The organism is Pectobacterium punjabense (assembly GCF_012427845.1).
Classification (GTDB): Bacteria; Pseudomonadota; Gammaproteobacteria; order Enterobacterales; family Enterobacteriaceae; genus Pectobacterium; species Pectobacterium punjabense.
In genome coordinates this window covers 4025062-4042731 of the sequence record NZ_CP038498.1, presented here as the reverse complement: position 1 = coordinate 4042731, position 17670 = coordinate 4025062, and the positions used below count along the sequence as shown (strand labels likewise).

Sequence of the window (17670 nt, the reverse complement as noted above, 5' to 3'; positions counted from 1 at the left end):
ATCGAGAATCTAATGAGTGACTATAAGACTACCCTGAACTTGCCGGAAACAGGGTTCCCGATGCGTGGCGATCTGGCCAAGCGCGAACCTGACATGCTGAAACGTTGGTATGAGCAGGATCTGTACGGGATTATTCGTAATGCGAAAAAGGGAAAGAAGACCTTCATTTTGCACGATGGCCCTCCGTACGCGAACGGCAGCATTCACATTGGTCACTCAGTTAACAAGATTCTGAAAGATATTATTGTTAAATCGAAAGGTCTGTCTGGCTACGATTCTCCTTATGTGCCGGGCTGGGACTGCCATGGTTTGCCGATCGAACTGAAAGTCGAACAGTTGATCGGTAAACCGGGCGAGAAAGTCAGCGCGGCAGAATTTCGCGCTGAGTGCCGTAAGTATGCGGCGGAGCAGATTGTCGGGCAGAAAGCCGATTTTATTCGTCTCGGCGTACTGGGCGATTGGGATCGTCCTTACCTGACGATGGATTTCAAAACCGAAGCGAACATCATTCGTGCGCTGGGCCGCATCATTGATAACGGTCACCTGCATAAGGGGGCGAAGCCAGTTCACTGGTGTGTGGACTGCGGTTCCTCGCTGGCGGAAGCAGAGGTTGAGTATTACGACAAAACGTCCCCATCCATTGATGTGACGTTTAACGCGACTGATGTGGCGGCGGTATTAGCCAAGTTTGGCGTGAGTCGCGTAGATGGCCCTGTTTCGCTGGTGATCTGGACGACGACGCCGTGGACATTACCAGCAAACCGTGCGATCTCGCTGAATGCAGAGTTCGATTATCAACTGGTTCAGATTGACGGCCAGGTACTGATTCTGGCGGCCGATCTGGTTGAAAGCGTCATGAAACGCGTGGGTGTGACTCAGTGGATAGTGCTGGGTGACTGCAAAGGCGCGGATCTTGAGCTGCTGCGTTTCAAACACCCGTTCCTGGGCTTCGATGTTCCAGCAATTCTGGGCGACCACGTAACGCTGGATGCAGGTACTGGTGCAGTACATACTGCCGGCGGCCACGGCCCTGACGACTATGTGATCAGCCAAAAATACAATCTGGAAATCGCTAACCCAGTGGGGCCGAACGGCTGCTACCTGAGCGGTACTTATCCTGAGCTGGATGGCAAATTCGTTTTCAAAGCCAACGATCTGATCGTTGAAATCCTGCGTGAAAAAGGCATGTTGCTGCACGTAGAGAAATTACAGCATAGCTATCCGTGCTGCTGGCGTCATAAATCGCCGATCATTTTCCGTGCAACGCCACAATGGTTTGTCAGCATGGATCAGAAAGGCCTGCGTAAGCAATCGCTGTCTGAAATCAAAGGCGTGCAGTGGATTCCGGATTGGGGTCAGGCGCGTATTGAATCGATGGTCGCCAACCGTCCTGACTGGTGTATCTCCCGTCAGCGTACCTGGGGCGTGCCGATGTCACTCTTCGTTCATAAAGAGACGGAAGAACTGCATCCGCGTACCGCTGAGCTGATTGAAGCAGTGGCGAAACGTGTTGAAGCTGATGGTATTCAGGCATGGTGGGATCTCGATCCGGCCGATGTGCTAGGCGCAGATGCGGATAACTACGTCAAAGTGCCAGATACGCTGGACGTGTGGTTCGATTCTGGATCAACGCACGCCTCCGTGGTGGAGGCTCGCCCTGAATTCGGCGGTCACGCAGCAGATATGTATCTGGAAGGCTCTGACCAGCATCGTGGCTGGTTCATGTCTTCTCTGATGATCTCCACCGCGATTAAAGGTAAAGCGCCTTACCGTCAGGTGTTGACCCACGGTTTCACCGTTGATGGTCAGGGTCGTAAGATGTCCAAGTCGATCGGGAATACCGTTAGCCCGCAGGACGTGACGAACAAGCTGGGCGCTGACATTCTGCGCCTGTGGATCGGCTCAACGGATTACTCTGGTGAAATCGCCGTATCCGATGAGATCCTGAAACGTTCCGCCGATGCCTACCGCCGTATTCGTAACACTGCGCGTTTCTTGCTGGCGAACCTGAATGGGTTTGATCCGCAGAAAGATATTGTAAAACCGGAAGAGATGGTGGTGCTGGATCGTTGGGCGGTTGGCTGTGCGAAAGCGGCGCAGGACGAGATCCTCGAAGCCTATGAAAGCTACGATTTCCACCGTGTGGTACAGCGCCTGATGCAGTTCTGCTCAATCGAAATGGGCTCGTTCTATCTGGACATCATTAAAGATCGTCAGTACACGGCAAAAAGCGACAGTGTTGCACGTCGTAGCTGCCAGACTGCGCTATACCATATCTCAGAAGCGCTGGTACGCTGGATGGCACCGATTATGTCCTTCACTGCGGATGAAATTTGGAGCTACCTGCCGGGCGAACGTGCGCAGTACGTGTTTACCGAAGAGTGGTATGACGGTCTGTTTGCGCTGGATGCTTCTGAAACGATGAACGATACGTTCTGGGCGGATATCCTGAAAGTACGTAGCGAAGTGAACAAAGTCATTGAGCAGGCGCGTAATGATAAGCGCATCGGTGGCTCGCTGGAAGCTTCCGTCACGCTGTACGCCGATGCTAATCTGGCAGACAAGCTGAACCGGCTACAGCAGGAACTGCACTTTGCGCTGTTGACGTCAAAAGCGCGAGTAGAACGTTATGAAAATGCGCCGGATAGCGCACAGGCAACGGAACTCACCGGACTGAAAATTGCCTTAAGTGAGGCAGAAGGGCACAAGTGTCCACGCTGCTGGCATTACGAGACGGATATTGGTAGCAATGCCGAGCATCCTGAAGTGTGTGGTCGCTGTGCGACTAACGTGGGCGGTAATGGCGAAGAGCGTAAATTTGTCTGATGAATAAAATCTGTTCGAGCGGATTGCGCTGGCTCTGGCTGGCGCTACTGGTTTTAGTTATCGACCTTGGCAGCAAGCAGTGGATTCTTGCCCACTTTGCGCTGGGAGATACGGTACCAGTGATGCCTTCTCTGAATCTGCATTACGCCCGTAACTACGGCGCAGCATTCAGCTTCCTGGCGGATAAAGGCGGTTGGCAACGTTGGTTCTTTGCTGGTATCGCGATTGCTATCGTGGTTGCGCTGCTGGTGATGATGTATCGTGGCAACGTCAAGCAGAAGCTAAATAACATCGCCTATTCGCTGATTATCGGCGGTGCATTGGGCAATCTGTTTGACCGGACATGGCACGGATTTGTCGTCGATTTTATCGACTTCTATGTCGGTGACTGGCACTTTGCCACGTTTAATTTGGCCGATACCGCCATCTGTATTGGTGCGGCGCTCATCGTACTGGAAGGGTTTTTCAGTACGCATGATGATACTGATACCGTTAAGCAAAAGGGTCACTGATGTCTGAGACTGTGCAGCACAGCAGCGCGCTGCTGGTGCATTTTATTCTGACGCTGGAGGATGGCTCTGCGGCTGAATCCACGCGTGAGCGCGGCAAGCCTGCGCTGTTTCGTCTTGGTGACGGTAGCCTGTCTGACGCGCTGGAACAACATCTGTTGGGGTTGAAGCGTGGTGATAAACGCAAGTTTACGCTGCCGCCGGAGTCAGCCTTTGGACCGACCAACCCGAACCTGATCCAGTTCTTCTTACGTCGTGATTTTGCCCAGACCGGCGTGCCGGATGTTGGCACCATCATGCTGTTCAGCGGCGTCGCTGGGAATGATATGCCGGGGATTATCCGTGATGTGACTGAAGAGTCTGTCACGGTGGATTTCAACCATCCTTTATCCGGTCAGGCGATTACCTTCGATCTTGAAGTGCTGGACATCGATCCCGTACAACAGGAGGCATCACATGCAGATTCTGCTGGCTAATCCACGCGGCTTCTGTGCCGGTGTCGATCGTGCTATCAGCATAGTGGAACGTGCGCTGGAGCTTTTTGGTACGCCGATCTACGTTCGTCATGAAGTGGTACATAATCGCTATGTGGTTAATGGCTTACGCGAACGCGGCGCGATCTTTATTGAGCAGATCGAAGATGTGCCGGATGGTGCGATTCTGATTTTTTCGGCACATGGTGTTTCGCAAGCGGTACGTAATGAAGCCAAAAACCGCGACCTGACGGTATTCGATGCGACCTGTCCTTTGGTAACCAAGGTGCATATGGAAGTTGCCAGGGCCAGTAAGAAAGGCGTAGAAGCCATTCTGATCGGGCATGCTGGGCACCCCGAGGTTGAGGGAACGATGGGGCAGTACAGCAATGCGGATGGCGGCATGTATCTGGTCGAGTCCCCTGAGGATGTCTGGCAGTTACGCGTAAAAGATGAAACTAATCTGTGTTTTATGACGCAAACCACGCTTTCTGTTGATGATACCTATGCGGTAATTGATGCGTTGCGCGAGCGTTTCCCGCAGATTGTGGGCCCGCGTAAAGATGATATCTGTTATGCAACGACCAATCGTCAGGAAGCGGTTCGTCATTTGTCGGATAAAGCGGATGTTGTTTTTGTTGTGGGGTCTAAAAACTCCTCAAACTCCAACCGCCTTGCTGAATTGGCTCAAAGAGCCGGGAAAGCAGCTTATCTGATTGATGCAGCCGAAGATATCCAGGAATCATGGGTAACGGGCGTTGCGCAGGTTGGCGTCACCGCAGGGGCATCGGCACCGGATATTTTGGTTCAACAGGTGATTCAGCGCCTGAAAGAATTAGGCGGCAAGGTTGCGGTTGAAATGCAAGGGCGTGAAGAAAACATCGTCTTTGAAGTACCGAAAGAGCTGCGCGTTGAAGTTAAACAGATCGATTAGTCTGTTTCTGCGATAGGGCTTCGGCTCTATCGCTGTTATTCCCGTCTCTATCTCTCCTTGTATTCATTCATGAAAGTGTTAATGCATAAAAATGAATTTTTATGCGTTATCACGTATGGTTTATTTCTGAACGTTTCTGCTTGTCTTCAAACGCTTTAAGGCTTTTCATCGCTTTCAGATGCGATTCTGCTGGCTGTAGCTAGACAGTTTTGCTGATTTTCTGCGGCTTCAAACAGTATTTTCTAATCTGGCGGTAAATCCGCTGGCGATAGTGCGCAGCGCCCGTTAACCTGATGTTATTTTTATGTCGTCAGGATCAAAAAGAGAGAGGCATTATGAAAGATTCATCCATCCGTATTGCGGTGGTTGGTGCGGGCGGCCGTATGGGGCGTCAGCTAATTCAGGCTGTTGAGCAAATGGACGGTGTGGTACTGGGCGCGGCACTCGAACGTTCTGGCTCGTCCCTGATCGGAAGTGATGCTGGTGAGCTGGCAGGGCTGGGTAAAAACGGTATCACCGTGAATGAAAACCTGGATGCCGTGCAGAATGATTTCGATATTTTGATCGACTTCACCCGACCAGAAGGGACGCTCGCGCATCTGGCATTTTGCCGTCAGCATCGTAAGGGCATGATTATTGGGACAACCGGCTTTGATGACGCAGGTAAGGCGGCGATTAAGCTGGCTGCACAGGATATCGGGATTGTGTTTGCGGCGAACTTCAGCGTTGGCGTCAATGTCATGCTGAAACTGCTGGAAAAAGCAGCCAAGGTCATGGGCGACTATACTGACATCGAAATCATTGAAGCACATCACCGCCACAAAGTGGATGCGCCGTCTGGCACCGCGTTGGCGATGGGCGAAGCGATTGCTGATGCGCTGGGACGCGATCTGAAGTCCTGCGCCGTTTACGCGCGTGAAGGTCATACGGGAGAACGCGATCCTAAAAGCATTGGTTTTGCTACCGTGCGGGCGGGTGACATTGTCGGTGAGCATACGGCGATGTTTGCTGATATTGGTGAGCGCGTTGAGATTACCCACAAGGCTTCTAGCCGTATGACATTTGCTAATGGTGCCGTAAGAGCGGCTATTTGGATTGGTGCGAAGGAATCTGGTCTTTTTGATATGAGAGATGTGCTTTCTTTGGATGATTTGTAGTACTTTATTTTTTTTATAAAAAAATATCTTTATGAAAAAGGTGGGTTTTTTTGTTCTCACCTTTATTTTCATGTTTTTGGTTTGTTTTTGTTGTTATCACCGGTTTTTATTTGGGTTTTATTCTCTTTTTTCGTGATGGTTTACCTTCCCCACTGCCTAAATGTCCTTTGCTGGTGATTTGTTACCCTGATTTTAACAAAATTGTCTCGCAACCGTTTACCTGTCTAAGTTGATACGGCTTTTTACGTCAGTGGGCGGTTATTTATTTCGGAAAGCATAAAAATAAGAGAAAAAAAGCGGTTTGGGTAGACAATTGGGAAGACCATCATTAAAATGCGCCCAATTTGCCAAAAATTGGCCTTACAGGTAGTTTTTGCATTGATTTAGTGGCTCGAATCTGAATTAATATGCAAATAACGTGATTGTTTATTCCTTGGAGGGTGTTTTGATTAAGTCAGCGCTATTGGTTCTGGAAGACGGAACCCAATTCCACGGTCGGGCCATTGGGGCAGAAGGATCGGCAGTGGGGGAAGTGGTCTTCAATACGTCGATGACCGGTTATCAAGAAATCCTTACTGATCCTTCCTATTCCCGCCAGATTGTCACTCTCACTTATCCCCATATCGGTAATGTCGGCGCTAATGCCAACGATGAAGAATCCCCCTCTGTACAGGCTCAAGGTCTGGTTATTCGCGATTTACCTCTGATTGCCAGCAACTACCGTAGTGAAGGAAGCCTGTCTGAATACCTCAAACGCAACAACATCGTTGCCATCGCCGACATCGACACCCGTAAACTGACCCGTCTGCTGCGTGAAAAAGGCGCACAGAATGGCTGCATCATCGCGGGCGATGCACCGGATGCTGCCGTCGCACTGGAGAAAGCGAAAGCCTTTCCAGGGCTGAAGGGGATGGATCTGGCAAAAGAAGTGACGACGACGGAAAGCTACAGCTGGTTACAGGGAAGCTGGACGCTGGAAGGCGAATTGCCTGCGGCGAAAAACGAGAGTGAGTTGCCTTACCACGTAGTGGCTTATGATTATGGCGTGAAACGCAACATTTTACGTATGCTAGTAGATCGCGGTTGTCGCCTGACGGTTGTTCCGGCGCAAACGTCTGCTTCAGACGTACTGAAGCTTAATCCAGACGGTATTTTCCTCTCTAACGGCCCGGGCGACCCGGAACCGTGTGACTATGCGATTCGCGCGATCAAAACCTTCCTGGAAACGGATATTCCGGTGTTCGGTATCTGCCTTGGTCACCAACTGCTGGCATTGGCGAGCGGTGCGAAGACCATCAAAATGAAGCTGGGTCACCACGGCGGCAACCATCCAGTAAAAGATCTGGATAACAACTGTGTGATGATCACCGCACAGAACCACGGCTTTGCGGTGGATGAAAATAACCTGCCGGACACGCTGCGCGTCACGCATAAATCCTTGTTTGACCACACGGTTCAGGGAATTCACCGTACTGACAAACCGGCGTTTAGCTTCCAGGGGCATCCAGAAGCCAGCCCTGGCCCGCACGATGCCGCGCCGCTGTTCGACCACTTTATTGACTTGATTCAGACTTACCGTTCTTCAGCTAAATAATCAGGAGCGAGAAAATGCCAAAACGTACAGATATTAAAAGCATCCTGATTCTGGGCGCAGGCCCGATTGTTATCGGCCAGGCGTGTGAGTTTGACTACTCGGGTGCACAGGCGTGTAAAGCGCTACGTGAAGAGGGTTACCGCGTTATTCTGGTGAACTCCAACCCAGCAACCATTATGACCGACCCTGAAATGGCCGATGCAACTTACATCGAGCCAATTCACTGGGAAGTGGTGCGTAAAATTATTGAAAAAGAGCGTCCAGACGCGGTGCTGCCGACGATGGGCGGCCAGACCGCGCTGAACTGTGCGCTGGAGCTGGAACGCCAGGGTGTGCTGGCCGAGTTCGGCGTCACCATGATTGGTGCAACGGCAGACGCGATTGATAAAGCAGAAGATCGCCGCCGTTTCGACGTCGCGATGAAGAAAATCGGTCTGGACACGGCGCGTTCTGGTATTGCACATAATATGGAAGAAGCGCTGGCTGTCGCGGCTGACGTCGGCTTCCCGTGCATTATTCGTCCTTCCTTTACGATGGGCGGCACCGGTGGCGGCATCGCTTACAACCGCGAAGAGTTCGAAGAGATCTGTGAACGTGGGCTGGATCTTTCGCCAACCAAAGAGCTGCTGATCGATGAATCGCTGATTGGTTGGAAAGAGTATGAGATGGAAGTGGTGCGTGATAAGAACGACAACTGCATCATCGTCTGCTCCATCGAAAACTTTGATGCGATGGGTATCCACACCGGTGACTCCATCACCGTTGCACCAGCGCAAACGCTGACCGATAAAGAATATCAAATCATGCGTAACGCCTCGATGGCGGTACTGCGTGAAATCGGTGTAGAAACGGGTGGCTCCAACGTTCAGTTCTCGGTAAACCCGAAAACGGGTCGCCTGATCGTGATCGAAATGAACCCACGCGTATCACGTTCTTCCGCGCTGGCGTCTAAAGCAACGGGCTTCCCGATCGCGAAAATCGCGGCCAAGTTGGCTGTAGGCTACACGCTCGATGAGCTGATGAATGACATCACGGGTGGTCGTACGCCAGCGTCCTTCGAACCTGCTATCGACTACGTTGTGACCAAGATTCCGCGCTTCAACTTCGAAAAATTCGCGGGTGCCAACGATCGTCTGACCACGCAGATGAAATCTGTGGGTGAAGTGATGGCGATTGGTCGCACGCAGCAGGAATCCTTGCAGAAAGCGCTGCGTGGCCTGGAAGTGGGCGCAACGGGCTTCGATCCGAAAGTGGATCTAGACGATCCAGAAGCGCTGACCAAAATCCGCCGCGAGCTGAAAGATGCCGGTGCCGAGCGTATCTGGTACATCGCCGATGCCTTCCGCGCGGGGATGTCCGTCGATGGCGTGTTTAACCTGACCAACGTCGATCGCTGGTTCCTGGTGCAGATTGAAGAGCTGGTTCGTTTGGAAGAGCAGGTTGCAGAGAAAGGCGCTACCGCGCTGGATGCAGAATTCCTGCGCACGCTGAAGCGTAAAGGCTTTGCCGATGCGCGTCTGGCGAAGCTGGCTGGCGTGGCAGAAAGCGAAATTCGCAAGCTGCGCGATAAATTCGACCTGCATCCGGTCTATAAGCGCGTCGACACCTGTGCGGCAGAATTCGCCACCGATACGGCTTACATGTACTCCACGTATGAAGAAGAATGTGAAGCCAATCCGACTCAGGATCGTGACAAAATCATGGTGCTGGGCGGCGGACCTAACCGTATCGGTCAGGGAATTGAATTTGACTACTGCTGCGTCCACGCTTCTCTGGCGCTGCGTGAAGATGGTTATGAAACCATCATGGTCAACTGTAACCCTGAAACCGTTTCAACAGACTACGATACGTCTGACCGCTTGTACTTCGAGCCGGTAACGTTTGAAGATGTGCTGGAAATCGTCCGTATCGAGAAGCCAAAAGGCGTTATCGTGCAATACGGTGGCCAGACGCCGCTGAAACTGGCGCGTGCGCTGGAAGCCGCTGGTGTGCCGGTTATCGGCACCAGCCCGGACGCGATTGACCGTGCAGAAGACCGTGAACGTTTCCAACAGGCTGTGAATCGTCTGGGGCTGAAACAGCCCGCTAACGCCACGGTCGCGACCATTGAGCAGGCGGTAGAAAAAGCGCGTGGTATCGGCTACCCGCTGGTTGTTCGTCCTTCTTATGTTCTGGGCGGCCGTGCGATGGAAATCGTGTATGACGAAATCGACCTGCGTCGCTACTTCCAAAACGCGGTGAGCGTATCCAATGATGCGCCGGTTCTGTTAGACCGCTTCCTTGACGATGCTATCGAAGTGGACGTCGATGCCATTTGCGACGGCGAACGTGTACTGATTGGCGGCATTATGGAACACATCGAGCAGGCAGGGGTTCACTCCGGTGACTCGGCTTGTTCACTACCGGCTTACACGTTAAGCAAAGAGATTCAGGACGTGATGCGTCAGCAGGTTGAGAAGCTGGCGTTTGAACTTTGTGTTCGCGGTCTGATGAACGTGCAGTTCGCGGTGAAGGATAACGAAGTTTATCTGATTGAAGTGAACCCACGTGCAGCGCGTACGGTACCATTCGTCTCGAAAGCGACGGGCGTTCCGTTGGCGAAAGTCGCGGCACGCGTGATGGCAGGCAAAACGCTGGCTGAGCAGGGCGTCACCAAAGAAATCATCCCGCCTTACTACTCAGTGAAAGAAGTGGTGCTGCCATTCAACAAATTCCCTGGCGTTGACCCGATTCTGGGGCCAGAAATGCGTTCAACCGGTGAAGTGATGGGCGTTGGCCGCACGTTTGCTGAAGCGTTTGCCAAGGCGATGCTGGGCAGCAATTCGCACATGAAGAAAACCGGACGTGCGCTGCTGTCGGTACGTGAGGGCGATAAAGCCCGTGTGGTGGATCTGGCGGCCAAACTGCTGAAACACGGCTTTGAGCTGGATGCGACACACGGTACGGCGATTGAGCTGGGTGAAGCGGGCATTAATCCACGTCTGGTGAACAAGGTGCACGAAGGTCGTCCGCACATTCAGGACCGCATCAAGAACGGCGAGTATACTTACATCGTCAACACCACAGCAGGACGTCAGGCGATTGAGGACTCCAAGCTGATTCGCCGCAGTGCGCTGCAATACAAGGTGCATTACGACACGACGCTGAACGGCGGTTTCGCTACCGCGATGTCGTTGACGGCAGATCCGACGGAGAAGGTGACTTCCGTGCAGGAAATGCATGCGATGATTAAAGGTTGATTGGCCGGCTTCGGTAGGCAATAAACCGATGATGAAAGCCAGCGTTGGTAACAGCGCTGGCTTTTTTGTATTTTTATTTAGCCTGAAACCCTCTTTCCAGCCACTCTGTTTTAAGGCCGGTATTGAACAGGTTTTCTATGCCTGAAATCAGGGTGAGATGATGTCCAGAACGCAGCGTTTACTTGAGCTTTTACAGATATTACGCCATCACCGGTTTCCCGTAACAGGGGCGTATTTGGCGGAAAAGTTAAATGTGAGCCAGAGAACCGTCTATCGTGATATTGCTACGCTACAGTTGCAGGGAGCGCATATTGAGGGCGAGGCGGGATTAGGTTATATCCTGCGCCCAGGGTTCATTCTCCCTCCTCTGATGTTTTCAGAAGAGGAAATTGAAGCATTGGTATTGGGATCGCGCTGGGTAGTCCGAAGAACAGATGAGCGTTTGGCGGGGGCAGCCCGTAATGCGTTGATGAAGATTGCGGCGGTATTACCGCCAGAGTTGCGCAATGCACTCGATTCCTCAGGATTATTAGTGGGTAAGGCAGAAGTTACTCCCGCTGCTGTTATCGATTTATCTGTCTTGCGTCATGCTATTCGTGCAGAACGTCGTACGGAGATTGCTTATTGTGACCTTCAGGGGGATGAATCCCACCGTGTTATCTGGCCGTTTGCATTGGGGTTTTTCGATCAAACGCACGTGATTGCCGCCTGGTGCGAACGTCGTCAGCAGTTTCGTCATTTCAGAGCTGAACGTATCCGTAGCATGTCGGTGTTGGAACAGCGCTATCCTCGTCGTCGGCAGCAGTTATTAAAAGAGTGGTATGAAAAAGAGGGCATTCCTCAGCAGTAATGGCTACTGACAAAAATTGACATCAGGGCGTACTACGATGCATTCAGGCAAGCAGAATCCTTCTGCTTATATCTCACCTGATTACAGGGAGTCTCTGATGAACGCACCAAATTTTATTATTTTATATGTGGAAAATGCTGTTGCCAGTGAACGTTTCTATCGTGAACTGTTTGATTTTCAGCCTATTGAGAAGTCAGAACACTTTGCCATGTTTGCCTTTGACTCTGGGTTGTTATTGGGGTTGTGGTCTAAGCATGAGGTTAAACCGGTAGCGCAATTAGTGGGCGGTGGTAGCGAATTAGCCATTCGTGTCGAGAGTGAGGCTGTATTGAATGCGATGTATGAAAGCTGGAAGGCACGGAATATAACTATCGCTCAGGACATCACCCAGATGGATTTTGGCCTGACGTTCGTGGCACTCGATCCCGATCAACATCGATTACGTGTTTATTATGCCAGTTACTAAGCCCACTTCAGGATAAGACCATAACCCCCTTCGGTGAAAATCGGAGGGGGTATATCGCTCCAGACGGCATTATCAACCCAGCGCTACTTTGATACCTAACGCGATCAACACCGTTCCCAGCAGCTTATCTACCAGTTTCTGTACTTTAGCTAATCCGCGCCGTACCGGTTCGCTTTGGAAAAGCACCACCAACAGCGGCCACCAGACGACAGATAGTCCCCAGATAATCATGGCATACCACAGTTTTTCACCAATACCGGAGTGAATATTTAGAACCTGAGTGAACATTGCCAGAAAGAATAGTGTGGCTTTCGGGTTAAGCAGGTTGCAGAGATAACCTTGCAGGAAGGCTTTCTTCAGGCTGACGCTTTGCTGTGCCAGATGTGATACATCCAGCTTGCTGCCACCGCGCGTGAATAGTGCCTGAACACCGATCCAGATTAGATAGGCGGCACCGGCATATTTCAGTACATTAAACAGCCACGGCGTGGTGGTGATGACGACGGCGAGCCCGGCGACGCAGTACGCCATATGGGTTGCTACACCGCAGATTACACCAAATGCGGTCATCAGTGCGGCGACGCGTGGGTAGCGCGCGGCATTCCTGATGACGAGGAAAAAGTCGGGGCCGGGGGAGATCATCCCTAACGTGGCGATGGTCGCGACAAACAGCGATGTTTCTAGCATGATCATTCCAGACAGTAAAAAAGAGAGGGGCGAGGGGAATCATAACGCCAGAATAATGAATTCGCATCACACTTATTGGTTATTCGGCGGCGATATGTTAACAATTACCCTTTCATTTTTTGTGGTTAATTTCAGGGGCGGGTTGAGAGAACAACATGGTCAGTGAACGTGAGAACCGTGAACCATTCAGTGGTGAAAAACCATTTAGTGGTGAAAAACAAGTCAGTGGCGCAAAACGGATGGGTGAAGCACCACAGCAGCGGGAGATAACCCGACTGTGTATTCAGTGTGCGCTGCTGCTGTTACAGCATGGTGCAGAAAGTATGGTCGTGGAGCAGCTGTCTTCAAGGTTGGGTATGGCACTGGGGGCCGATAGCGTTGAGAGTTCAATTTCGGCAAATTCGATTGTCCTAACCACCATCATGCAGGGGCATTGCCTGACGTCAACGCGGAAGAATGTGGATCGCGGCATTAATATGCACGTCGTTATTGAGGTGCAGCATGCGGTGATCATGGCCGAGCATAAACTGCTGGATGTGGCAGGCGTGGAGAAGCGTCTGGGAAATATTAAGCCACTGCGCTACCCGCGTTGGCTGATGGTTTCCGTTGTGGCGCTCTCCTGCGGCTGCTTCAGCCGTTTGAACGGCGGCGGGTGGGATGCGTTTATTGTCACGCTGATTGCCAGCGGCCTGGCGATGTACGTCCGACAGGTTTTTACCGGACGGCACCTGAATCCGCTAATCAATTTCTGTATTACCGCGTTTGTCGCGACGTCGGCATCCGGGCTGTTGATGCGCCTGCCGGTTTTTTCTCAGACCTCAACGGTGGCGATGGCGGCGAGTGTGCTGCTGCTGGTTCCCGGCTTTCCGCTAATTAACGCTGTGGCGGATATGTTTAAAGGGCACGTGAATACCGGTCTGGCACGTTGGACGGTGGCGAGTTTATTGACGCTGGCAACCTGTATTGGTGTGGTGATGGCGATGTCGCTGTGGGGGTTACGCGGATGGGCTTAAGTTTACTCTGGGCGCTCTTGCAGGATATGGTGCTGGCCGCGGTCCCTGCATTGGGGTTTGCTATGGTCTTCAATGTGCCACTGAAAGTGCTGCCTTACTGCGCGCTGTTGGGAGGCGTCGGGCATGGCGTACGGTTTCTGGCGATACATTTTGGTATGAATATCGAATGGGCATCGTTTCTGGCGGCAATCCTGATTGGCATCACGGGTATTCGCTGGTCACGCTGGCTGCTGGCGCATCCGAAAGTCTTCACTGTGGCAGCCGTCATTCCGATGTTTCCCGGTATTTCTGCCTACACGGCGATGATTTCGGTGGTGGAGATTTCGCACCTTGGCTACAGCGAAGCGCTGATGAGCGTCATGATGACCAATTTCCTAAAGGCCAGTTTTATTGTCGGTGCGCTCTCTATCGGCCTGTCTTTACCGGGAATCTGGCTCTACCGTAAACGGCCAGGAGTATAAATAGCGTCGGAGCTCTCTTATATTGCGTTTCGGTCTCGTCTCCATGTCGACGAGTGAAGGGGCTTTCCGTATAGTGTCAGCAATTTTCTGACCTACAGGGTTTTTTCACCATGGTTATTAGTTTGATTGCTGCACTGGCAGTGGATCGCGTGATTGGCATGGAAAACGCGATGCCGTGGCATTTGCCAGCCGATCTGGCATGGTTTAAGCGTAATACGCTTAATAAGCCGATTATTATGGGGCGTAACACCTTCCGCTCTATCGGTCAGCCGCTGCCCGGCAGACTGAACATTGTTGTGAGTAATCATCCCGGTGATGACGAACGTGTGACCTGGGTCTCTTCGTTAGATGCTGCGCTGGCGGCGGCGGGCGAGGTTGAAGAAGTGATGGTGATTGGCGGCGGCAGTATTTATCAGCAAATGCTGGCGCAGGCTAATCGTCTCTACCTGACGCATATTGATGCTGAAGTGGAAGGCGACACGCATTTCCCTGACTATGAGCCGGACGAATGGCAGTCTGTTTTCAGCGAATTCCATGATGCTGATGAGCGTAACTCACACAGTTACTGCTTTGAAATTCTGGAACGCCGCTAAGCACCTTTCCTGCGATAACGCGCTGTCGGTAATACGATGAATACCCAAACCCGCCTTTGTTGCGGGTTTTTTCGTTTTCTTACCCGTTACTTTACTTCCCCGCCTGACAGCTTTCCCAAATGGCTTTTCTCAGCCAGCGATGCGCAGGATCGCTTTCGCGTCGCGTATGCCACACCTGCTGGAATGCGAAATTGGGGATCGTGAACGGCGGTGGAAAAACGTGCAAATCAGGCGAATTGATTTGTGACATGCTGCGTCGCGCAGCCGTCAAAATCAGGTCAGTACCGGCAATGAGGTTGATGGCAGCATGCCAGTGGGGCAGTGCCAGCACGACATTACGCGATTGGCCACTGGCTGCCAGCGTACTGTCAATTTCATTGGCAGAATCAGGATGCATCGTGATCAGAATGTGCGGCCTTTCCAGCCATTCGCTAAACGACAGTGTGCCGTTTTCCGGCAGCGTGGCGCGGTCGGCCAGACAGGAAAAATGCTCTTCAAAGAGAAGTTCTGCGTGTACCTCCGACGGGCGTTCAGGGAATACGCCGAGGGCTAAGTCAATTTCTCCATCGATCAACTGTGCCAGCATCATTTCGCGACCAGCATGGCCGACGGACAGCGAAATACCAGGAGCCTGTGTACGGAGATGCCGCATGAGCGTTGGCAGGACGGCATTCGTACCGTAATCAGAGAGGACTAAACGGAAATGTCGTGTGCTATGACGCGGATCGAACTGTGGTGCTTGAATAAGTCCGTTTAGTTGATCAAGCGCCTGTTCCAGCGGATCGAGTAGTGCCTGAGCGCGGGTTGTTAGCGTCAAACCAGCCTCACGCCGGACTAACAATGGATCGTTAAAAATCTGACGCAGCTGTGATAGTGAATGGCTGACGGCAGGCTGGCTGCGGTGCAGACGTAGCGCAGCCCGCGTAACGTGTTTTTCCGTCAGCAGAGCATGAAGTGTTAGCAGCAAATTCATGTCGATACGACGCAAATCATCCATTCTATGCATGTCTCATGTGAAAATTACGAATTTCCATTAGTTTAATGGATGGATGAGTATTGGAACATCCCAATGACGTTGTGAATTTTATATTGTGAGCCAGGGGGTTCCATGTCGTTATTCTCTTCTTTTTCTCTCTCACTGTTGCTGCCGTTAGGTGTTGCTGTACTTGCTGGTAGCATTGTGCCTTTTCAGGCAGCCAGCAACGCGGCGTTGGGGCGCTCGTTAGGCCATCCGCTTTGGGCAACGTTGGCATCACTGCTGGTAAGTATCTGTGTGTTGTTGCCGATCCTGTTTGCTGCCCGAGTACCCGCTCCAACGGTTGGTCATACCTTACAGGGATCGTGGTGGATCTGGCTGGGTGGGATAGCGGGTGTGGCTTATATCACCGCCGCGTTATTACTGACGCCAAAGCTCGGCGCTTCAGGATTTATTGTCTGCGTAATTGTCGGTCAGGTTGTGGCATCGCTGATTATTGACCACTTTGGCTTGATGGGGTTGGCGGTGAGGCCAGCGACGTTAGGGCGTATAGCGGGTGTAGCGCTCATCGTCATGGGGATGCTGGTGGTGCAATATTCTGCGGTTTCTCAACCGCTGACAAAACCTGCCGTTGAAACCTATAAGCAACCACAATGAGCGGCTAACTCTCTATTTTTTAGCAGAAATGGGTCACATTTTCGTCATCTATTATCGCTAGTATGACAACGGGTTGCGGCTTTTGTCGTTAAATCAAGATGTCGTTAAGCCGCTGTGTTTGATAGGTAGGAGACAGTACACATGACGAATAGAAGCAGCAATCTGAATACTGATCGCTTAAGCGATCCACGCCGCCGCGAATTACCGTCAGATGGTGTAGAAGCCGTTGGTCTGGCTGGGTTTCTTGGTGGCGGTATCTGGTCGATTCCCGCTGAGGCGTTGGCCGTGCCGCCATCCAGGCAGGTGCAGTCTGATACGACCTTCCCCTTTCTATGACAATGGCACGGCTAGCGATGGAATGGAGATACTGGTGTATTATTCACCCATTTCAGAGCGTGATATCGCCAGAGAGTTCGGTAGTTGATGAGAGTGACGGTTGTGTAAAGTAGCGCTTATCGTCCCAACGCAGCATCGTCATTTCTCCCCCCCAACAGCACCCGGTATCCAGCGCATAAATGTTTTCCGGCGTGCCTTTCCCTTCCAGTGATGCCCAATGGCCGAACACAATGGCGTATTCTCCAGCGATTTGACTGGGTAGATCAAACCATGGTTTTAGCAGGGAAGGTGCCTGACCCGGTGGTTCTTTGCAGAGCATATCCAACTGTCCGCCAGAGAAACAGTAACGCATGCGGGTAAAAACATTGGTACTAAAGCGTAGACGTGCCAAGCCGCTGAGCTCTGGGCTCCAGTGGTTTGGCATATCGCCGTACATGGCATCAAGGAAAAGCGGGTAACTGTCGCTGCTCAGGATCGCTTCAACTTCGCGCGCGCACATGAGTGCCGTCGGTAGATCCCACTGTGGTGTGATGCCTGCGTGCGCCATGACCAGCTTAAGATCGTCATCGACCTGTAAGATCGGCTGACGGCGTAGCCAGTTAATTAGCTCGTCCGCATCCGGTGCGGTGAGAAGATCGTTGAGACGATCTTTCGGTTTGTTGCGGCTGATACCGGCATAAACGGCCAGCAGGTGCAGATCGTGATTGCCAAGTACCATACGGACAGCTGAACCGAGAGAGCGAACGAAGCGCAGAACCTGAAGCGAGTCCGGCCCACGTGCGACTAAATCGCCGGTTAGCCAGAGCGTATCCTGCTCAGGATTAAAGGAAACTTGCGCTAATAGCGCTTTGAGTTCAACTAAACAGCCGTGAACATCGCCAACTAAATAGGTAGACATA

Annotated in this window: 17 protein-coding genes; 14 read left to right on the top strand and 3 right to left on the bottom strand. The window is 51.9% G+C overall.

The window, feature by feature from the left end; all coding sequences use genetic code 11:
* Nucleotides 1–12: 12 nt before the first annotated feature.
* The 9 genes from ileS (at nt 13) to E2566_RS18280 (ending at nt 12048) form a co-directional block, all read left to right on the top strand.
* Nucleotides 13–2826, top strand: a complete 2814-nt coding sequence (ileS, locus tag E2566_RS18320; protein ID WP_107169201.1) for an isoleucine--tRNA ligase — start codon at nt 13–15, stop codon at nt 2824–2826.
* On the top strand, nt 2823–3338 hold the full coding sequence (gene lspA, locus E2566_RS18315) for a signal peptidase II (protein ID WP_107169200.1): 516 nt from the start codon (nt 2823–2825) through the stop codon (nt 3336–3338). Before ileS ends, lspA begins: the two co-directional genes overlap by 4 nt.
* Nucleotides 3338–3811, top strand: a complete 474-nt coding sequence (gene fkpB / locus E2566_RS18310; RefSeq protein ID WP_107169199.1) for an FKBP-type peptidyl-prolyl cis-trans isomerase — start codon at nt 3338–3340, stop codon at nt 3809–3811. The genes lspA and fkpB overlap by 1 nt, the downstream gene beginning before the upstream one ends.
* Entirely contained in the window at nt 3792–4742 is a 951-nt protein-coding gene (gene ispH, locus E2566_RS18305) for a 4-hydroxy-3-methylbut-2-enyl diphosphate reductase (protein WP_107169198.1), read from the top strand. The genes fkpB and ispH overlap by 20 nt, the downstream gene beginning before the upstream one ends.
* Before the next feature lie 335 nt (nt 4743–5077).
* Nucleotides 5078–5899: a 4-hydroxy-tetrahydrodipicolinate reductase gene (gene dapB / locus E2566_RS18300; protein WP_107169197.1), complete on the top strand. Its 822-nt coding sequence runs from the start codon at nt 5078–5080 to the stop codon at nt 5897–5899.
* A 445-nt stretch (nt 5900–6344) separates the two neighbouring features.
* Nucleotides 6345–7493, top strand: coding sequence for a glutamine-hydrolyzing carbamoyl-phosphate synthase small subunit (gene carA / locus E2566_RS18295; protein ID WP_107169196.1), 1149 nt, complete (start codon nt 6345–6347; stop codon nt 7491–7493).
* Nucleotides 7494–7507: 14 nt separating this feature from the next.
* A complete protein-coding gene (carB, locus tag E2566_RS18290) occupies nt 7508–10732 on the top strand; it encodes a carbamoyl-phosphate synthase large subunit (protein ID WP_107169195.1) in 3225 nt (1074 codons plus the stop codon).
* A 160-nt stretch (nt 10733–10892) separates the two neighbouring features.
* On the top strand, nt 10893–11582 hold the full coding sequence (locus tag E2566_RS18285; RefSeq protein WP_107169194.1) for a helix-turn-helix transcriptional regulator: 690 nt from the start codon (nt 10893–10895) through the stop codon (nt 11580–11582).
* A 97-nt stretch (nt 11583–11679) separates the two neighbouring features.
* Nucleotides 11680–12048 (top strand): VOC family protein, encoded by a 369-nt coding sequence (locus E2566_RS18280; protein ID WP_107169193.1) that lies wholly within the window; start codon nt 11680–11682, stop codon nt 12046–12048.
* A 72-nt stretch (nt 12049–12120) separates the two neighbouring features.
* On the opposite strand, the gene E2566_RS18275 is transcribed toward E2566_RS18280, so the two are convergent.
* Nucleotides 12121–12735: a LysE family transporter gene (locus E2566_RS18275; protein WP_107169192.1), complete on the bottom strand. Its 615-nt coding sequence runs from the start codon at nt 12733–12735 to the stop codon at nt 12121–12123.
* A gap of 239 nt (nt 12736–12974) precedes the next feature.
* Between E2566_RS18275 and E2566_RS18270 the strand changes: the two genes are divergently transcribed.
* From E2566_RS18270 to folA, 3 genes are all read left to right on the top strand, one after another.
* Nucleotides 12975–13748: a threonine/serine exporter family protein gene (locus E2566_RS18270; RefSeq protein ID WP_107169247.1), complete on the top strand. Its 774-nt coding sequence runs from the start codon at nt 12975–12977 to the stop codon at nt 13746–13748.
* Nucleotides 13739–14209, top strand: coding sequence for a threonine/serine exporter (locus E2566_RS18265; protein WP_048262415.1), 471 nt, complete (start codon nt 13739–13741; stop codon nt 14207–14209). Before E2566_RS18270 ends, E2566_RS18265 begins: the two co-directional genes overlap by 10 nt.
* A 110-nt stretch (nt 14210–14319) precedes the next feature.
* Entirely contained in the window at nt 14320–14802 is a 483-nt protein-coding gene (gene folA / locus E2566_RS18260; protein WP_107169191.1) for a type 3 dihydrofolate reductase, read from the top strand.
* Between the two features lie 91 nt (nt 14803–14893).
* On the opposite strand, the gene E2566_RS18255 is transcribed toward folA, so the two are convergent.
* On the bottom strand, nt 14894–15799 hold the full coding sequence (locus tag E2566_RS18255) for a LysR family transcriptional regulator (protein WP_107169190.1): 906 nt from the start codon (nt 15797–15799) through the stop codon (nt 14894–14896).
* Nucleotides 15800–15910: 111 nt separating this feature from the next.
* On the opposite strand from E2566_RS18255, the gene E2566_RS18250 reads away from it, so the two are divergent.
* Together E2566_RS18250 and E2566_RS18245 are read left to right on the top strand one after the other, a co-directional pair.
* Nucleotides 15911–16435, top strand: coding sequence for a DMT family transporter (locus E2566_RS18250; protein ID WP_107169189.1), 525 nt, complete (start codon nt 15911–15913; stop codon nt 16433–16435).
* Between the two features lie 141 nt (nt 16436–16576).
* Complete coding sequence (locus tag E2566_RS18245) at nt 16577–16771, top strand: hypothetical protein (protein WP_107169188.1); 195 nt, start codon at nt 16577–16579, stop codon at nt 16769–16771.
* Between the two features lie 52 nt (nt 16772–16823).
* On the opposite strand, the gene apaH is transcribed toward E2566_RS18245, so the two are convergent.
* Nucleotides 16824–17669, bottom strand: coding sequence for a bis(5'-nucleosyl)-tetraphosphatase (symmetrical) ApaH (gene apaH, locus E2566_RS18240; protein ID WP_107169187.1), 846 nt, complete (start codon nt 17667–17669; stop codon nt 16824–16826).
* Nucleotide 17670: the final 1 nt, after the last annotated feature.

What these genes read in the sequence shown, in the direction of transcription:
- E2566_RS18255 (WP_107169190.1), bottom strand. Translation starts at nt 15,799, where the DNA reads ATGGATGATTTGCGTCGTATCGACATGAATTTGCTGCTAACACTTCAT.
- carB (WP_107169195.1), top strand. Translation starts at nt 7,508, where the DNA reads ATGCCAAAACGTACAGATATTAAAAGCATCCTGATTCTGGGCGCAGGC.
- E2566_RS18275 (WP_107169192.1), bottom strand. Translation starts at nt 12,735, where the DNA reads ATGCTAGAAACATCGCTGTTTGTCGCGACCATCGCCACGTTAGGGATG.
- E2566_RS18285 (WP_107169194.1), top strand. Translation starts at nt 10,893, where the DNA reads ATGTCCAGAACGCAGCGTTTACTTGAGCTTTTACAGATATTACGCCAT.
- E2566_RS18250 (WP_107169189.1), top strand. Translation starts at nt 15,911, where the DNA reads ATGTCGTTATTCTCTTCTTTTTCTCTCTCACTGTTGCTGCCGTTAGGT.
- E2566_RS18265 (WP_048262415.1), top strand. Translation starts at nt 13,739, where the DNA reads ATGGGCTTAAGTTTACTCTGGGCGCTCTTGCAGGATATGGTGCTGGCC.
- fkpB (WP_107169199.1), top strand. Translation starts at nt 3,338, where the DNA reads ATGTCTGAGACTGTGCAGCACAGCAGCGCGCTGCTGGTGCATTTTATT.
- ispH (WP_107169198.1), top strand. Translation starts at nt 3,792, where the DNA reads ATGCAGATTCTGCTGGCTAATCCACGCGGCTTCTGTGCCGGTGTCGAT.
- folA (WP_107169191.1), top strand. Translation starts at nt 14,320, where the DNA reads ATGGTTATTAGTTTGATTGCTGCACTGGCAGTGGATCGCGTGATTGGC.
- E2566_RS18270 (WP_107169247.1), top strand. Translation starts at nt 12,975, where the DNA reads ATGGGTGAAGCACCACAGCAGCGGGAGATAACCCGACTGTGTATTCAG.
- ileS (WP_107169201.1), top strand. Translation starts at nt 13, where the DNA reads ATGAGTGACTATAAGACTACCCTGAACTTGCCGGAAACAGGGTTCCCG.
- E2566_RS18245 (WP_107169188.1), top strand. Translation starts at nt 16,577, where the DNA reads ATGACGAATAGAAGCAGCAATCTGAATACTGATCGCTTAAGCGATCCA.
- E2566_RS18280 (WP_107169193.1), top strand. Translation starts at nt 11,680, where the DNA reads ATGAACGCACCAAATTTTATTATTTTATATGTGGAAAATGCTGTTGCC.
- dapB (WP_107169197.1), top strand. Translation starts at nt 5,078, where the DNA reads ATGAAAGATTCATCCATCCGTATTGCGGTGGTTGGTGCGGGCGGCCGT.
- apaH (WP_107169187.1), bottom strand. Translation starts at nt 17,669, where the DNA reads ATGTCTACCTATTTAGTTGGCGATGTTCACGGCTGTTTAGTTGAACTC.